Source organism: Sphingobacterium sp. ML3W (genome assembly GCF_029542085.1).
Classification (GTDB): domain Bacteria; phylum Bacteroidota; class Bacteroidia; order Sphingobacteriales; family Sphingobacteriaceae; genus Sphingobacterium.
Genome location: NZ_CP107036.1, coordinates 2338878 through 2356840 on the forward strand (window position 1 = coordinate 2338878; position 17963 = coordinate 2356840).

19 protein-coding genes are annotated in these 17963 nt (G+C 38.2%); 11 read left to right on the top strand and 8 right to left on the bottom strand.

The window, feature by feature from the left end; genetic code table 11:
• The first annotated feature begins 18 nt into the window (after positions 1-18).
• Complete coding sequence (locus tag OGI71_RS09960; RefSeq protein WP_282255279.1) at positions 19-615, top strand: DinB family protein; 597 nt, start codon at positions 19-21, stop codon at positions 613-615.
• 192 nt (positions 616-807) lie between these two features.
• Here OGI71_RS09960 and arsC read toward each other — a convergent pair whose 3' ends face one another.
• The gene (arsC, locus tag OGI71_RS09965; protein ID WP_282255280.1) at positions 808-1164 is read right to left on the bottom strand and encodes an arsenate reductase (glutaredoxin); all 357 of its coding nucleotides are present in this window, start codon (positions 1162-1164) and stop codon (positions 808-810) included.
• A gap of 444 nt (positions 1165-1608) precedes the next feature.
• Between arsC and OGI71_RS09970 the strand changes: the two genes are divergently transcribed.
• Positions 1609-2517, top strand: a complete 909-nt coding sequence (locus OGI71_RS09970; RefSeq protein WP_282255281.1) for a helix-turn-helix domain-containing protein — start codon at positions 1609-1611, stop codon at positions 2515-2517.
• Between the two features lie 82 nt (positions 2518-2599).
• Positions 2600-3601, top strand: coding sequence for an aldo/keto reductase (locus OGI71_RS09975; RefSeq protein WP_282255282.1), 1002 nt, complete (start codon positions 2600-2602; stop codon positions 3599-3601).
• 131 nt (positions 3602-3732) lie between these two features.
• Here the strand turns inward: OGI71_RS09975 and OGI71_RS09980 are convergent, their stop codons facing one another.
• The 3 genes from OGI71_RS09980 to OGI71_RS09990 all read right to left on the bottom strand — a co-directional run bounded on the left by OGI71_RS09980 (position 3733) and on the right by OGI71_RS09990 (position 6202).
• Positions 3733-4821, bottom strand: coding sequence for a porin (locus OGI71_RS09980; protein WP_282255283.1), 1089 nt, complete (start codon positions 4819-4821; stop codon positions 3733-3735).
• Positions 4822-5019: 198 nt separating this feature from the next.
• Complete coding sequence (locus OGI71_RS09985) at positions 5020-5142, bottom strand: hypothetical protein (RefSeq protein ID WP_282255284.1); 123 nt, start codon at positions 5140-5142, stop codon at positions 5020-5022.
• A gap of 580 nt (positions 5143-5722) precedes the next feature.
• Positions 5723-6202, bottom strand: a complete 480-nt coding sequence (locus tag OGI71_RS09990; protein ID WP_282255285.1) for a hypothetical protein — start codon at positions 6200-6202, stop codon at positions 5723-5725.
• A gap of 124 nt (positions 6203-6326) precedes the next feature.
• Between OGI71_RS09990 and OGI71_RS09995 the strand changes: the two genes are divergently transcribed.
• Entirely contained in the window at positions 6327-7058 is a 732-nt protein-coding gene (locus OGI71_RS09995) for a class I SAM-dependent methyltransferase (protein WP_282255286.1), read from the top strand.
• 128 nt (positions 7059-7186) lie between these two features.
• Positions 7187-7918, top strand: a complete 732-nt coding sequence (locus OGI71_RS10000) for a DUF1080 domain-containing protein (protein WP_282255288.1) — start codon at positions 7187-7189, stop codon at positions 7916-7918.
• Between the two features lie 554 nt (positions 7919-8472).
• Here the strand turns inward: OGI71_RS10000 and OGI71_RS10005 are convergent.
• The 3 genes from OGI71_RS10005 to OGI71_RS10015 form a co-directional block, all read right to left on the bottom strand.
• On the bottom strand, positions 8473-8943 hold the full coding sequence (locus tag OGI71_RS10005; protein WP_282255289.1) for a hypothetical protein: 471 nt from the start codon (positions 8941-8943) through the stop codon (positions 8473-8475).
• A 209-nt stretch (positions 8944-9152) separates the two neighbouring features.
• Positions 9153-9470, bottom strand: coding sequence for an SMR family transporter (locus OGI71_RS10010; protein ID WP_282255290.1), 318 nt, complete (start codon positions 9468-9470; stop codon positions 9153-9155).
• Between the two features lie 78 nt (positions 9471-9548).
• The gene (locus OGI71_RS10015) at positions 9549-10106 is read right to left on the bottom strand and encodes a Crp/Fnr family transcriptional regulator (protein ID WP_282255291.1); all 558 of its coding nucleotides are present in this window, start codon (positions 10104-10106) and stop codon (positions 9549-9551) included.
• Between the two features lie 158 nt (positions 10107-10264).
• Here OGI71_RS10015 and OGI71_RS10020 point away from each other — a divergent pair, with 158 nt between their 5' ends.
• From OGI71_RS10020 to OGI71_RS10030, 3 genes are all read left to right on the top strand, one after another.
• Entirely contained in the window at positions 10265-10627 is a 363-nt protein-coding gene (locus OGI71_RS10020) for a DUF1801 domain-containing protein (protein WP_282255292.1), read from the top strand.
• Between the two features lie 113 nt (positions 10628-10740).
• Positions 10741-14007: a carboxypeptidase regulatory-like domain-containing protein gene (locus tag OGI71_RS10025; protein WP_282255293.1), complete on the top strand. Its 3267-nt coding sequence runs from the start codon at positions 10741-10743 to the stop codon at positions 14005-14007.
• Positions 14008-14069: 62 nt separating this feature from the next.
• Positions 14070-15014, top strand: a complete 945-nt coding sequence (locus OGI71_RS10030; RefSeq protein ID WP_282255294.1) for a 3',5'-cyclic-nucleotide phosphodiesterase — start codon at positions 14070-14072, stop codon at positions 15012-15014.
• A gap of 142 nt (positions 15015-15156) precedes the next feature.
• Here the strand turns inward: OGI71_RS10030 and OGI71_RS10035 are convergent, their stop codons facing one another.
• On the bottom strand, positions 15157-15756 hold the full coding sequence (locus tag OGI71_RS10035) for a nitroreductase family protein (protein WP_282255295.1): 600 nt from the start codon (positions 15754-15756) through the stop codon (positions 15157-15159).
• 142 nt (positions 15757-15898) lie between these two features.
• Here OGI71_RS10035 and OGI71_RS10040 point away from each other — a divergent pair, with 142 nt between their 5' ends.
• From OGI71_RS10040 to OGI71_RS10050, 3 genes are all read left to right on the top strand, one after another.
• Complete coding sequence (locus OGI71_RS10040; protein WP_223579086.1) at positions 15899-16198, top strand: winged helix-turn-helix transcriptional regulator; 300 nt, start codon at positions 15899-15901, stop codon at positions 16196-16198.
• Positions 16199-16231: 33 nt separating this feature from the next.
• Complete coding sequence (locus tag OGI71_RS10045; RefSeq protein ID WP_282255296.1) at positions 16232-16804, top strand: Crp/Fnr family transcriptional regulator; 573 nt, start codon at positions 16232-16234, stop codon at positions 16802-16804.
• A 72-nt stretch (positions 16805-16876) separates the two neighbouring features.
• On the top strand, positions 16877-17959 hold the full coding sequence (locus OGI71_RS10050; RefSeq protein ID WP_282255297.1) for a DUF418 domain-containing protein: 1083 nt from the start codon (positions 16877-16879) through the stop codon (positions 17957-17959).
• The last annotated feature ends 4 nt before the right edge of the window (positions 17960-17963 follow it).

The following is a 17963-nucleotide window of genomic DNA, read 5'->3' on the forward strand; positions in this document are numbered from 1 at the left end:
TTTATCAAAAAAACGAAAATGGAATATAAATCTCTAGCATTACTTGAACAGCTCAGCACACAAACAAGGGAACATATGGCTTTTGTTGAATCGTTGAAAACCCTGTCATTAGACGATCTCAATAAACGGCCCCATAAAGGCTCATGGAATATTTTAGAGTGTATCGCACATCTCAATCTTTATGGAAACTTCTATTTGCCCGAAATTTCAAGAAGAATGGTGGCTAGTCAATCGAAAGCAGCAAGCTATTTCAGCAGCGGCCTTCTAGGAAACTATTTCGCAAAAAGTATACTTCCAAAAGATCGGCCCAACAAAATGAAGACATTCCAGGAGATGGATCCTATATATAAGCAATTGGACAAAAATGTGCTTGTTGTCTTTTTGGAACAACAGGAGAACTTCCTTCAATTACTTGAGCAGGCAAAATCAAAAGATCTCAACAGAATCCGAACAAATATTTCCATCAATAAATGGATAAAAATCCGTCTCGGAGATACCTTCCGCTTTCTGGTTAACCATAATAGCAGACATATTGTACAGATAAAAACAATCCTTTCAAGTTACACCGCTATTGATCAGACCAGTCAGGCCCTACCGACAGTCAATTACGAATAAATAAGATCAAGTTGATTTACAAAAAAACAGAAAACACATACCGCGAAAGACTTTAAAGGGCATATTTCAGCACTTCTACACAAGGTGGTTAACGATAATCAACTATGTAAATAATTTGAAAATATCCAGCACTGCTGCAAGTATATTTAATATCTGTTTCCTTATAAAAATGATAACACAATTATCGAACCATTAGGATGAGTGCGGCGAAAAGAGGTCTATTACTCTTTCCAATGGGCGTCCGATAACCGCTTTACCGTCTTTAATAACAATAGGCCGTTCAATCAGAATGGGGTTTTGCAGCATCACTTCAACCCACTCCTCATCCGTCAATTGAAGATGTTGAAATTTTTCGAGGAATAAGGCTTCATTTTTTCGAATAAGCGCTAATGGTCGAAGTCCGAGTTGTGACAATATTTCAATAAGCTCAGCTTTACTAGGTACTTCTTCAAGATACTCTTGCACCTGAAGCTCAATGGTATGCTGTTGCAAAAAATCCAGTGCAGCACAACTCTTGCTGCATTGTTTATTATGGTATATTTTAATCATAGTAGCTTGTTGTTGGGTCTCTTTATTTGAGATTATTTTTCGAATCTAATGAAAATTCCAAAGGAAATACAAGCAGATTTCGTTTTCACTTAGGAGACACGAGATTCCCTGACGGAAATTTGTTTTTCCCTTAAGGGATTTCGTTTCCCCCTAAATTCTACCTCGAGAAACCAAAGCGGCAACTCATGCGATTAAAAGCAATAGATACATTTTTCACAGAAAAAAAATGTAATTCAATAAATCATAGGGGTAAAACTGCGCCAAAAAGTTTTTTGTACTTCCTAAATTTTGACACAATTTTACCCCTTCTATAAGCTGCGAGTTGTTTATAGAGGCACACTCCTCCTATTTACCTGAGGTACATCGGATTTATTGGCAATACCTCAGGGAAAATTGAACTGTAAATGACCATGGATTGTAAAACGAATTTTATAATTTAGTATTATGAACTCAGCTGAAAGTGTAACAGATTTCTACAAAAGACAACCGGGCTTTGCGAACGTAGACTTACCACTTAATAATACAGGTATTGGGCACTTCAATGTGTTTAGCCGAGAATCCTGTACTGTGGTCTCCCCTTATAACCGCCGTGATTTTTATAAAACATCATTGATTATAGGTCGGGGCAAATTATATTATGCTGATAAATGGATACAGATCGATCGACCTGCGATGTTATTTGCCAATCCGGTTGTACCTTACGCCTGGGAACCGGAATCTACGGCACAATCTGGGTGGTATTGTGTCTTTACGGAAGAATTTATTCAACATAGTGAACGCATAGAGAGTTTAAAGGATTCTCCCCTTTTTAAAATTGGGAGCAACCCAATTTATTTTCCAAATACAGAACAACTGGATGAAATCTCAACAATTTTCAAAAAAATGTTGTCTGAGATGAATTCAGATTATGCGCATAAAGATGATGTCTTGCGCAGCTACCTACATCTATTGATCCATGAGACAATGAAGTCAATCCCTGCTCAGGAGTTTGGTGCATATACCAACGCATCTACCCGGGTATCGAGTCTATTTTTGGAACTCCTGGAACGTCAATTCCCAGTAAACACATTGGATACTGGTTTGCAACTGAAAAGCCCCGGGGATTATGCCCATGCCCTTTCGGTGCATATCAATCACCTAAACCGTTCTGTAAAAGAAACAACAGGTAAAACCACAAGCGCACATATCGCCAGCCGCATTGCGCAGGAAGCGCGGGCATTGCTGTTGCATACCAATTGGAATATCGCTGATATCGCCTATAAATTAGGCTTTGAATACCCTTCTTATTTTACGAACTTTTTCAAAAAACATACCGGAATGTCACCAAACCAATTACGGATGACGACTGTTTGAATAATATAATTATCTGTTTGATTGTCTTAAGTAAGACACAGGATACCTTCGCTACTTTTGTATTGAACAAAATATAACAGTTATGAAATATAGAAATCTCGGAACAACAAACGAACAGTTATCTGCTATCGGATTAGGTTGCATGGGAATGAGTTTTGCCTATGGACCTACAGACGAAAAAGAGAGTATTGCTACACTTGAAAGGGCATTGGATCTTGGCGTAAACTTCTGGGATACAGCGGACATGTACGGTAATGGTGCCAACGAAGAATTAATCTCAAAAGTTCTGGTTCCCAATCGTGATAAGGTATTTATTGCAACCAAATTTGGCTTTCGTTTCAAAGATGAACAGGCGGGACCAAGCGGCACCGCAAACACCTATTTTGACGGATCACCTGCCTGGATAAAAATCGCCGTAGAAAATAGTCTCAGAAGACTTCGTATCGATACCATAGATCTGTATTATGCACATCGGGTGGATCCGAATATCCCGATCGAAGATACTGTAGGCGCTATGGCGGAATTGGTCAAAGAAGGAAAAGTAAGATATCTTGGACTGAGTGAGGCTTCGCCGGCTTCGATCATCAAAGCCAATGCGGTTCATCCCATTGCAGCACTGCAAAGTGAATATTCTCTGCTAACACGTGATGTAGAAAAAGAAATACTACAGACTGTACGTAATCTCGGTATCAGTTTAATCCCTTATTCACCACTTGCCAGAGGTTTGTTTTCCAATACCTTAAATTTGGATAGTCTGGCAGCAGACGATTTCAGAAGGACACTTCCTCGTAATCAGGGAGAACATGCGGAGAATAACGCTCGTTTGATTGCTGAATTCGCGCTCTTAGCTCAAGATAAACAATGTTCGCCAATACAATTGGCGCTGGCTTGGGTGCTCGCTCAAGGGAATGACATCATTCCAATTCCAGGTACGAAAAAAAGAAAGTATCTAGAAGAAAATGCAGGTGCTATCGAAGTACAATTGTCAGATTCAGATCTAAACGCCATCGAAGAAATACTTCGGAAATACCCGAATGTAGGCGCTCGTTATAGTGATGGCGCGATGGCATTGGTCAACAATTAATAGATACATTAATCCGTTCCTACACCTGAGACAGAACTATACACCTAAAAATGGAGTACAGCATTTTTTGCGTATCGTTTCGGTAACCTTGCTGTTGACTATTGATCCAACAGCAAGGTTTGTTTTTTTATTTAGAAACTAACAGTCAGTGCCATAACAGCTGTTGTGCTATTTTTTACCAAACTATTATTCCGATTTAGGAAAACTGCTTCTTTATTGGTCAGATTACGTATTTCTGTCCGCCAAAGTACATTGGGGAGAATTGCATAATCAGCATTTAGAGAATAGCCAAATGTTTGGAACCCATTTTTTGCATCGGTAGAGATGATGACTCCCTTTTTATCCTGATAGTATTCGCCCCTAGCAGTAAGGCTGAATTTATCGGATCCTGCATAACGTGCAATTAATACCGGGGTATACCAGACATTGTATTTGCTGCTCCCTTTTTCCTTTTGCTCTGCACCGATGTCAAAACCTACTGTGAATCCGACCTGTTTATTTAACTGGTAAATAGCATATAAATTATGAAAATAGCGCATCTGTCTGACACTATCCGCTTTATCACTACCTATAAAAGATCCACTATTGATCGTTAAATTATCGGTCGGCTTATATACTAGCTGATGTCCGAAGGCAGGCAAACTATTGCCATCGACACGCTGTATACGTTGCCAACCGTTTAATACAAGTCCGCTAAGAAATAATTTTCCAGATGCAGAGGTGTAAGATATTTTTGCGCCAGTTTCAAAATAGGGCGAATTATCGGCAAAAAGGCTCCTTGTTAATGTCCAATTGTCCTTTCCAATGGCACTTTCAAAACCCAAATGGGAAGAGAAAATACCGGCGTCGATCCATAAATTATGCTTCTTTGAGATGCGTACACCGGCATTGGCTTCATAGATATTCTTCAATACTCCAGGCTCCGCAGCATAGTTGGCATTCATGTAGGTACCCGTTGCCAAGGTTACATTAGCCCGCGTGTTTTCAGTATTATAGCTAGCTTTTAGCAAGGCCAGATTAATATTCACTTCATTGTTCCTGTTATGGCTGTAAACAAAAGGTGGACGTGTATTTCCAAGAGGGTTATTGAAATCCCGCATATAATAAGCTTCCACATACCCGTTGAATGAAAGCGGATTATTTTTCGTTGTGTCTTCCTGTGCGAATATTGATGTTGTTGACCCAAGTACGAGGGAGGTCAACAGGGTTAATTTCTTCATTTATTTAATTTTTGATTGTCATTTATTCTATTCGTATAGCTACTCTTTGGCATTTATTTTCCCATCACTGCCATTCTTCTATCATCTAGATTCGTTTTATTCCTGCGAAGGACTGCAGTCCATTATATACTCGACATAATAGCTACTCCGACTATATCCTGTCGCCAAAAGTTGATATCACGATTGTTTTTTCAAAATTTAACCGAGATACAGCTGATAGATCATGGTAAGGATCAAGATGATCATCACGACCTTCGCTATGCGATCCATAGACAATTTCCGGGGCGACTGCTGCTCCTGATTTTCTTTTAAATCTTTCATGGCTAACGTTAACTTAAGTGTTGTTCTACCTTGTATTTTCTTAATTTTTCTCAAAGGAATCCATCACATTTTAAAGAATAACTAAAAGCAAAGTAATCCAGTTATTATAGTACTAGTGTTTTCACTTTGGTGTGGATTATTAAAAATTCGTAAACTATTATTTTCATTCTCAGAGATGTTATATCATCCGCGGTCGGTATATCAGCTTCAATGTGGGCGGGCTCTGTGCCGATTCTTTTATTTTTCTAATCATCTTCATTTTTATATACGTTGCCCCTATATGCCAAACAATATTCCACAGTTTTCACGAACAATGTAAAACACTAAAAGACAATAGATTTAAAAAGAAAAGACTAAAATCAAAATAGCTAGATCCTATCAAAATGACAGGGTTATTTTATCAAAATGAGAATTGATTTGTGATATGAGCTATCCAAAATGAGGGATACAGTCCCTGTCAACGGCTGATTGATTGATTGATTGATTGATTGATTGATTGATTGATTGATTGATTGATTGATTGATTGATGACCAATACGGCGTTTTTATCGGGTGAGAATTGGTCAATCACTAAGAAAAATTAGATTTCCTCACTATCTTCTAAGTTGTCTAATGAGATTGGCTTATCTGACGAAAAATTTATATTGATACCATAGGGGTCACAAATGCTAAATAAACCTTCCGCAAAACGCAGCACCCATTCCTCCTCGTCGTCGTAAAGAATAACTTCGGGGAAATCCACTGGAAACACTTCGATCTCCCTCACTAAATACTCCCTTTCCCTATCGCTTATTTTGAAATCATCAGCTTGTTCGGTCAATGTTCTTTTCAAAAAGGATATTCCAGTTTCAAGGTAACTCTCCATATTTCCGAGAATAGCTTCGGCACGCCTTAACATACTAACACTCGGCTTTTCTGCTCTGGTCAGTATATATAGCGGAATTTCTCCATCAAAAAAACGGTTGTCCACAACAATCCGAATAGACCAAACGGATGTCTCCTCTGGACCTTCGGTGCGTTCAAATTCACCAAAACTTGTCATAAAACTTTTATCAACCATGCCCTTAATTTAGAAACAAATAGTATTAATACGCAAAAAATAAGCGTAACAAAAACAAAAAACATGAATAATCTGTAAATTAGGCAATCAAGAATAGGGAATGAACTTAACCCGTAATAATTAGATGCAAGAAAATAAATACGACGATCCAAAATTTTTCGAAGAATATAGCAAAATGTATCGATCACAGAAAGGCTTATTGGGAGCTGGCGAATGGCACGAATTCCAAAAGCTCTTGCCAAACCTGAAGAACAGTACTGTGCTCGATTTAGGCTGTGGATATGGCTGGCATTGTCGATATGTGATTGAAAATGGTGCAAAATCTGTTATTGGCGTAGATCTATCCGAAAAAATGTTGGAGAAGGCCAACGAGATCAATAAACTGGAAGGAATCGAATATCAACGAAATGCAATTGAAGAGCTTACTTTCAGATCCGGACAATTTAATCTAGTGATCAGTTCTTTGGCATTTCATTACATAAAAGACTTTGATATGCTCTGTCGAAATATTTACAATTGGCTCCAACCGGGAGGGAAATTTTTATTCTCGATAGAGCATCCTGTTTTTACCGCGCAGGGCAACCAAGATTGGATCTACAACAAAGATGGAGACAAACTCTATTGGCCTGTAGACAACTATTTTCTCATGGGGGCCAGAGAGACAACATTTTTGGGAAATACAGTTCTGAAATACCATAGAACAATTACTTCTTATCTCCGTAGCATTGTACAAAGTGGATTTAAAATAAACGCTTGTGTTGAACCTGAACCCAGTACAGAAATGCTCGAAAATTTTCCGGCAATGGGTGATGAATTGAGAAGGCCGATGATGTTGATTATTTCCGCTGAAAAGTAGTTCGCTACATCGGCTTCCCGTGTAACAAATTTGCATAAGAGCCTGTATTTATAATGGAAAGCAAACATTAAAATTTATTTTAGTATATCAAGACCCTAAAAACAATCATATACGACAAACTTTAAACAATGATAAACTTAAACCTATTCAAAAAAATTGCAGTGGCTGCCTGTATCAGCTGTCTATTTTATTCGTGTAATAAGGAGGTGAGTGCTCCAAATACGTTGACTGAGGAAGAACAAAAAGAAGGCTGGCAGCTCCTATTTGACGGCACTACCCTGAACAATTGGCATACCTACAACAATGAGAAAAAAGCACCAACTGCCTGGTTGGTGCGGAATGGTACAATCTATTGCGATCCAAACAACGAAAGTCAAAAATATGATCTTGTGTCCAACACTGACTATAAGAATTATGAGTTCAAATTTGAATGGAAACTGGAAAAGGAAGGCAACAGTGGCGTTTTCGTCAATGTACAAGAACAGCCGAATATCAACGCGACTTATCACTCAGGCCCTGAATATCAATTACTAGCAGATTCGCACCCAGACTTTGACAAACCATTGAAACGTGCAGGTTGTCTTTACATGTTTTTGCCTCAACAAAATTTTGTCAGCACCAAAGCTAAAGATGATTGGAACCAATCAAGCATTGTACAAAAAGACGGTAAAATAACCTTTTATCTGAATGGTACAGTCACAGCGGAAATGGATTTCAATTCGCAAAAATGGAAGGATCTGGTAAAACATAGTACTTTCAAAGATTTTCCGGAATTCGGTCAACATATTAGTGGCAAGCTCGCTCTTCAAGATTGGTCAAGGGGTGCATCCTTTAGAAATCTAAAGATAAAACAATTATAAGAGCCTCTACATATAGCTTTCAAAAAAAGGTCCTTCGTTTTTGTATGAACGAAGGACCTTTAAATTTTCAAACAATTCCGGAATTATATGCTCTATATAAACTAAACCGATCTCTAAGTACATGAACACAAGCAAATCATTAATTAACATATTACTTTTCTTTGCAATTGCCTCTCCCGTAGCCGCACAGACAAAAATTGAAATTGACCAATCGATTTCTTAGGTAGAATCAGGATTAATGCCTGGGATACGATTTGACGAGTGAACTGTTGGACAATACACTGTCTGCCGTATACAGCAATCTGATGCTTACGGGTTTTTATATTATTCATTGATATCTGATTACAGCATTATTCAATACAGCATCTACATTTCAGAATTAAAATACAAAAACAAAAGAAATAAAATATTTATTAAATACTAATGTATCGAATTAAATTCCACCCACGTTAAGAATTAGAGAGTCACCAAAATCGTGGCTTCTACAAATATTAAATAAAAAAAATGCTTTTGGAAAGTGCCATTATAGACTGCTCTCTTGCCTGTCGCAACTATTATCGCAAATCGATACGGGCATCTATCCAGAAGTACGCCCTGTGTTTGCGAAATAAGTCATCGGGTAATTGATGGTTATAAATCAGTTCTTCCAATGTATTAAAATTGTAACGCAACACATCATCGTTCTTAAACTGGATCGGACGTAAAATCGCGTCTTCATCATCAATAAAAATATCAGATTCGAAAAGATTAATTTGATTTGTTGTGACCCAAGCTATGGCGGCTACCTTATCCATTTTTATCAAAGCTTTAGCCGCTTCTTGATATTGTTTCATTTCCCAAGGGAGATCTTCGGGATAATGGGAGGCCACATAGTCCTGATATATTTTTATATCCCCTACTCGCAGGCATTCGTTACGAATCAACAGTCTTGTTGTATCGCGGGCAAAGCTCACATAGTCGGGATGCATAAACAAGCCGTACCGTTTACTATACAATGCAATCTTATCTGCCAATTCCTGCCTCATAATTTATGTACGCAACAAAAATCATCCCAACATCCTCTTTTATAGCAGATTTTAAACTAAATTATTGATTTTTTAGACAAAAAAATATGATTTATTCAAAATCAAGCAGCATATGGAAACTATAACGCGTTAGTTTTTCTCATAAAGAGAAAGGATTCTGATATCACTCCTTTTTATATGCAAAGCGATATCAAAATCCCTTGATTGTATTAAAATATCTTTAAGCCTACAATACCCGCCACAATTAACGTGGCCGACAAAAGTCTAAAGACGTTTGCCGAATCGCCGAAGAAGAATATCCCGACCAACAATGTACCTACGGCACCTAGACCAGTCCAAACCGCATAGGCTGTACCGATTGGGATAGCCTTTTGCGCATAAAACAATAGTGCTCCACTGATAGTCATCGAGACAATAGCGAATATAATCCAACCAAATTTATTGCCATCTGGCTGTTGTGCCATCTTCAATCCTAAAGGCCAACCAATTTCAAAAATACCAGCGATAATTAATGCAATCCAATTCATTTTCAATTATTTAAATGATCCACTACAAAAGTAGTGACTTGATTGACTGCATTTTTTGATCTATATCAAAATCGTTCGTTAACGTCTGATACGACTCAAAGTCTCCTGTGTAATTCCCAAATAGGATGCAATGTGACCAAGATTGACTCGATTTAACAAATTTGGTTGCAACTTAATCAGCGATTGGTAGCGTTCTATAGCAGATTCGGTGTGCAATGAGATAATACGTTCTTCTAAGACAATGCATACTTCCTCCGCAATTTTTCTTCCGATAAGGTTTAACTCTGGATATTCACGATAGAGTTCATTCAGATCATCCACAGCAATTGCATAGACCTCCGAATCTTCAAGAAACTGAATATTCTCAAAGGAAGGTTTTTCTGTATATACAGGTAATATCGATCCAAAAATTTGATTTTCTTCACCAAACCAGCTGTTGAGTTCCCGCCCATTTTTAAAGAAATAGGCACGAATCAGACCTTTACTTAGTACAAAATAACTGGATACATGCTGGCCTTCTTTTAGAAAATGTTCTCCCTTACGCTTCGAAAAATAGTTGATCCTTTGTTCGATCTCCTCTTCGGCCGCTTCATTGAGATGCCCATATCTTCTGAACTGCTGGATTAATGGATTCATGACTTACTATAAACTAATGGATCTGAAGATACAAAACTCTCAAAAAAACAGTGCAGGATACGATAAAAAAGTCAGGTGTAATGTATCTTTGTCTAAACGGTAAACCAATCAATAAAAATTAATCCGTTTGGAAAAAAGCAGTTCAAAAATCTATCAATATGCAAGAAATCAACCAGTTTTATTTAAGCCAGGAAGAACCCAATAAGAGCTGCCTGTTGGCACTAAAGCATATTATTCTTCAGCAGGATACAGAAATCAGGGAAACGGTAAAATATGGGATGCCTTGTTTTTGCTATAAGAACAAAGCATTTTGTTACCTGTGGACTGACAAAAAAACAAAACATCCTTATCTGCTGATGGTAGAAGGAAAATATCTGGATTATCCTGAGCTCGAAACCGGAACACGTTCACGGATGAAGGTATTTCCTGTCAATCCAAATGAGGATCTTCCACTGGAGACCATTAGAACTATTTTAAATTCAGCGGTCAACCTATATCGCGATGGAAAAATCGGCTTTTAGCAGCATCCTCCAAAACATTTAAATAATAATTACTTAACCTAAGATCAATAATACAGCACTACCTTTACCGCGGTTTAAAAAATCACCTAGTCATTTAAACAGCTAATAAACAAATGAGAAAACATTTGATTACCAGCATTTTGCTAAGTACAATTGGTACATCGATTACCTATGCGCAAAATGAAACTACCTCTGCCCTAAATGGAACAGTCAGAGAGGGGAACACTCCTATCAATGGCGCAACAATTGAGGCTATCCATTTACCATCTGGGACAAAATACACGACTTCATCACGTAACGATGGCCGTTATAACCTTCCGAATATGCGTATCGGTGGTCCTTATCAAATCACTGTAACTTATTTAGGTCATACACCAAATGTCAAGCAAGTAGAAAAACTGGCATTGGGACAAAGTTCAACCCTTGATATTCAGATGATCGCCAATGATAGGCTTTTGGAAGAAGTAGTTGTCGTGGGCACAAGGCAGGGAAAAGTCTTCAATTCAGGGCGAACTGGTGCTTCGCAGAATATCTCACGTACGGCAATACAGAATTTACCCACACTCAACCGGAGTTTTACAGATTTCGTCAAGCTGACGCCTCAATTCTCCATGCAATACGGTAATCCTTCATTTGCAGGAAGAAGCAATCTTGCCAACAACTTCACGATTGATGGAGCATTGTTTAACAATGCTTTTGGACTACAGGGGACAATTGGAAGCCAGACGAACTCGCAACCGATTAATATGGATGCCTTTGAAGAGATCTCTGTTAATATCGCTCCCTACGATGTGAGGCAAAATGGCTTCACAGGGGCTGCAATCAATGCTGTCACTCGAAGTGGTACAAATGAAATACAGGGTTCATTAAACTATTATTTCAGAAATCAGGATCTTGTCAATAAGTATAATTCAGCGGGTCTGAAAGCTCCTGTCAATAATTTTAATCTCAAAGGATATGGGTTTACAGTCGGCGGTCCAATTATTAAAAATAAGCTTTTCTTTTTTGCTAGTGGAGAAATTGAGCGAAGGGTGGATCCCGGAACAAACTTTATCGCTTCGCGCGGAGGCAACACGGGCCCTAATGTGTCAACTGTCTCAGCCGAAAAACTAGATGATCTAGCAAACTATCTCAAATCTATCGGATACAACCCTGGCTCTTATCAAGATTATCCTTTGGATACACGCAGTGACAAGTTTTCGATCAAATTAGATTACAACATCGACTCCAAAAATACGCTGAGTGCCAAATACTTTTACTTCCGCTCCTATCGGGATATCCTACCATCTAACAGTGGGGCGCCAAAAAACAATAGACAACCCTCGAATATAAGTCTACCATTTAGTTCAGCGGGCTACGGTATCAACAACAATATGGATAATGTGAATCTGGAGCTGCGTACGCGTATCAGTAGTAAATATTCCAACTCCCTAACCGTAGGCTATAATGTAATGGATGACTACCGTGAATCTAAAGGCGGCCAGCCATTCCCTTTGGTAGACATTATGAATCCTGATGGAAGTAGCATGACTGCTTTTGGGTATGAACCCTTTACGGCATTTAACAGTCTAAAAACAAAAGTTTTTCAAGCGACTAACAACTTCAATATATATGCCGGCAAGCATGAAATCACACTGGGAGCTAACTTTGAAAATTATAGAACAAGAAATGGTTTTGCACCAAACTACTATGGAGCTTATACTTTTGCCAGTCTTGATGATTTTTATAATTCAGCTAAAAACAATATTTCAAATGCAACCAAATACCAAGTACAATATTCTGTATTGGCTGATGGGTCTTTCCCCTATTCGGAGGTTTCAGCCAATATGCTTGGTCTGTATGTGCAGGACGCCTTTGCTGTAAACAATAATTTTAAACTCACCGCTGGACTACGGGCTGATTACACACACATATCATCACCTAGTGATCTTAAAAATGATAATGTCAGCAAATTGACCTTTGATCAGGGCGAAAAAATTGATGTTTCAAAATACCCTAAGGGAACTATTCTATGGTCGCCTCGCATTGGATTCAACTGGAACGTCAATGGAACCAATCAAACTCAAATACGTGGTGGCTCGGGGATCTTTACCGGTCGCCCGCCGTTGGTATGGATCTCCAACCAAGCTGGTAACAATGGTGTTATGTTTGGATCTGAAACAATAGATAAGCCCACCAATCGCCCTTTCACGCCAGATGTGGATGCCTATCGCAATGTGAATCATCAAACAGCCGCAAATAATTCGAGCTATAACCTTGCTGTTACGGCCAATAACTTCAAATTTATGCAGCTATGGCGCACAAATCTTGCCATAGACCAAAAATTGCCAAGCGGAGTCATCGGTACATTTGAAGCAATGTATTCCAAGGATATCAATTCTGTTTATTTCCGGAATGTCAATCTAAATACGACAGATGGTACAGCTTTAACTGGTGCTGATAACCGTATGCGTTATACGACACCACGTATATATGGTGCTGCGAAACCTACTCCTGAAAATCCAAATATTTCGGATGCGATCGTCATGTCCAATACTTCAAAAGGATATAGCTATACCCTGACAGGAACATTATCAAAAGAATTTAAAGGTGGATTTTTTGCTAATATCGGTTATACCTATACTGATTCAAGATCCGTTAACGACGGAGGTTCTATTGCACAATCGATGTGGCGAGATCGATATGTATCTGGGAACCCAAATAATGCGGACCTCTCCTATTCAACTTACCTGGTTAAAAACAGATTTATTGCCAACTTCTCTTACCGGAAAGAGTATTTTGATCATTTGGGAACGACTTTCTCCTTGTTTTATCAATTGCAGGATGGTCCACGCTATTCTTATACTTATGGGGGTGACCTAAATAATGATGGTCTATCTGGTAACGATTTGATTTATATTCCAAATAATAAGGCGGAAATTGCATTGGTAGGTGACAATGACAAAGATATGCGTACACCAGATCAACTGTGGTCACAATTGAATGGTTATATCAATCAGGACAGCTACCTGAATGCACACCGGGGTCAATACGCGAAACGCAACGCGTTGGTCGGAAAAATGATCGGTACTCTTGATATCCGTGTTGCTCAGGATGTATTCTTAAATACTGGTGGAAAAAAACATCAATTACAAATTACATTCGACGTATTCAATTTTGGAAATATGATCAATAAAAATTGGGGTGTGGCACAATTTGCCAATAAGGCGAATGGTATACTAAATTACAAAGGACTCAACACTCAGGGCCAACCAACTTTTTCTTTCCCTTATTTAGATGCGACGAATCAGATTCCATTGACCAGTACATTTTCAAATAGTGTTGACGAAACATCGCGTTGGAGAATTCAACTTGGCGTCCGTTATCGTTTCAATCAATAAGTAAAAAATAATGTAAATTTGACCCATCCTTGTTTAAGGATGGGTTTTTAGTTTAATATGATATGAAAAAAATATTACTTTCTTTTGTTACTCTCTTTATATGTATTTCCTCCCAAGCGCAACATTTCGACTTAATCCCTCTAGGTATATATGGTGGTGAGCAAGAGGATAATCTATCGGCCTACCTGGTTGGAGCTCCAAAGGACACTGCTTTTCTCTGCCTTGATGCCGGTACAATAAATACTGGGATACGAAAAGCCATCCAGCTGAAAAGTCTCCATGGAACAGAAGAAACGATCCTACATAATCAAATAAAAGGGTATTTTATTTCTCATGGTCATTTAGATCATCTATCCGGTCTGATTATCAATTCTCCAGCAGATAGCAAAAAGAATATTTTTGCTCTTGCTCCTGTACTTCAGATTTTACAAAACCATTATTTTATAAACGATACCTGGATTAATTTTGCTGATCAGGGGCAAAAACCAATTCTTGGAAAGTATCATTACAGTGAATTGCAAGAAGGAATAGAATTTGCGGCACAAAATACCCCTTTCTTGCTGACGGCATACGAATTAAGCCATGTAAATCCGTATAAAAGCAGTGCTGTGCTGGTGCGCCATCATGATCATTATCTGCTCTATCTCGGAGATACGGGTGCCGACCGGGTTGAAAAGGCTGACAGACTTGACAATCTTTGGAAAAATATTGCTCCATTGATCACGAAAGGTCAATTAAGCACCATATTAATTGAGGTATCTTTTCCCAATAGTCAAGCCGAAAACCTGCTTTTCGGTCATCTTACCCCTAATCTGTTATTAGAGGAGTTAAACAAACTAAAAGATAAGATCGGACAAAATGATTTAAAAGGATTAAACATCGTGGTCACTCACCGAAAACCAACAAGAGATAATCCAGAAATCATAAAAAAGGAGCTCCTAAAAAACAATCCCTTAAAAGTAAATTATATTTTTCCTGAGCAAGGAAAAAAGATTAGTCTACCTTAACCATATCTGGTAACAAGATGTCTCAAAAGTGCGATTCCGCTGAAATTTAATTGCTGAAAGAAGACGATTGAGGTTACGAACGAAATTAAAGAACAATAGGGATGACCAAGTTTTTTGGCCGTCCCTATTGCTATTAAAAGAACTATATTGCCTGAATAATATCCGCCATATTCAGACGTGATTTAGCTGTTATGCTAGGCTGATTTGAATCCTCCGCATTTCGATAACCTATGGCAACGGCAAATAAGCTATGGTATTGCTCGAGCCCCAAGATTTGATCATAACGATCATTTTCAATTCCCTCCATTGGTGTTGCATCAATATTATTTGACGCACAGGCCGCAAGAAAAAATCCCAAAGAAAGATAAACCTGCTGCTTCATCCAGGATTGCACATGTTGATCTCCCTGTGATTTTAAAAAACGATGGTAATAATTTATCGATCCCTCGGGAAGCGTGCTGTTGATCTGCTCCTCGAATCGTTGCACATCGTTAAGAGCACTAAAGACTACCAGATGACTTGCCTCATTAATTTTCTCCGCATTCCAATAGGATGCTTCCGCTAATTTTGTTTTTGTCTCTCCATCTGAAATAAAGAAAAACTTCCAGGGTTGACTATTGATGGATGATGGACTCAGGCGAAGTATTTCTTTTAGCTCAGCAATCTTGTCCGCTGAAATTCTTTCTGTTGAATTATACTTTTTTGTTGTATAACGTTGTTTTGCTGTTTCTATAAATGCCATAACATACAATTTTAAATTAACTATATTTTTTATAGTTGCAAACTTAAATATAGTGTTATATATTTGCAATAACGGTCAAAGTTGATAGTAACAGATGTATTTGATAGACAACAAACAATACCCATGCAGTACCAGCCTGACAATGAAATACATAGGCGGAAAATGGAAAGCAGTCATCCTCATTCATTTAATTGAAAAAAAACGTTATAATGAGTTGAGAAAAGAATGTCCAATGATTACCGAACGTACATTGAGCCTACAGCTGAAGGAGCTGGAAGCAGACGGCTTGGTCACGCGGACAGTACACACGGACAAAGCGCCATTAAAGGTCGATTATGAACTTACGGAATTTGGCAGGACACTTATTCCTCTATTGGAATCTATTGCACTATGGGGCAGGGAGACTGCAAGTAGAACTGGAGGAGTTCAACAGGTTAAATAGAATCCAAATAGTAGCTGTGCTTATCAGTAACGTATGAATGAACATCTCCTTAAGATCAACAGCATTATTGAACAGCTCGACGGGGATACCCTCAGTGCACTCGAGGCTGTCTCAAAAATAAAAACCTATAAAAAGGGTGATTTTATACTCTATCAGGGTGAGGTCTGCCGATATAGCTTTTGGATCGAATCTGGTATCGCAAGAAAATTTTATCTGAACGAGAACAAAGAGCTAACGACTGAACTGCTCTTTGAAAATGACCTCGCTGTTGCGTTTAGCAGTTATGTTACCCAGGGGCCGAGCCAAGAGTTTATACAAGCGGTCACAGATGTTAGAGTATCATCAATTGATAATAGCTCTTTCCAGCGTATAAAAGGTCAATTTTCGGCTTTAATGGAGCTAGATCTCTTGATGACCGAGTATTACACCATGTGGCTGGAAAAAAGACTATTTGATTTTCATACACTTGATGCATCCACGCGTTATTCACAGCTCCTGAGAAATCAAACCAATATTATACAACAGGTTCCCCTTACCTATATCGCATCTTACCTAGGCATTTCATTAGAAACCTTAAGCAGAATCCGCGCAAAAATCAAATACTGATTATTTGACTTAAGTCAAATGCCATGTTAACACATCTTTCAAAATTTGCATAACATTTTGAAAGCAATTATCATGGCAGAAAAAACGAGATTTATAGGATTTGACTTACTAAGAGCGTATGCAATCTTTGGGATGTATATCGTAAATTTTAACATGGTGTTCGGAGACCACAACGATACAAGTTGGCAGGGACAATTCCTCTCCCTCTTTAGTGGTAACTCAAGCACTATATTTGTTATGTTAGCAGGTATGGGGTTAATCCTGATGACAAAAAAACAGGCATTTGGCACCGCTGAAGAACAGCTAAATCAGAAATATATTGCACTTAAACGGGCCGGATTTTTATTTGCTTTGGGAATATTACTCGCTATCTGGTGGCCAGCGGATATCCTACATTTTTACGGGTTTTATATGTTCATTGCCTCATTTTTCCTTTTCCGCGATAAAAAACAATATATCTATGGAGCAATTATCTTTGCCGTTATCTTCCACCTGCTACTTCTTTGGATTCCCTATGAAACAGGCTGGAATTTTGACACGCTGGAATATAAAGATATGTGGACTTTATCTGGTTTTATACGAAACTCTTTCTATAACGGCTGGAATGCTGTTTTCCCTTGGATGAGTTATTTTATTACCGGAATGTATTTGGCAAAACTAGACTGGTCGGATTTAAGTATACAGAGGAAAACATTTGCTATCGGACTAGTACTTTACTTATTGATCCAAATGTTGCAATGTATTTCCAAAAATCTGATGACTCCTGAGATTGATTTTTTTCTAAATGCAGATTATCTGCCCCCTTTTCTACCCTTCTTAATCAGTACAATAGGCTTTGGATTAATGTTAATTGCTTCTTTCATGTATATCAGCAAATTTATTGCACAGAACAAGTTTGCAAACGATTTGGCCAAAACGGGACAAATGACATTGACACACTATATTTCCCATCTAACAATCGGATTAGTTTTCTTCTCATTTATGATAAATCAGGGATGCTTTGCCAAGATCAATGCACACAAATCACTGTCACCGATGCTCATATTTATCATTTCGCTTCTCTATTTTGCATGCAGTTACTATTTCAGTAAACTTTGGGCCAAAAGATTTAAACATGGTCCGTTCGAACTTCTACTGAGAAAAATTTCTGCTTAAGTTT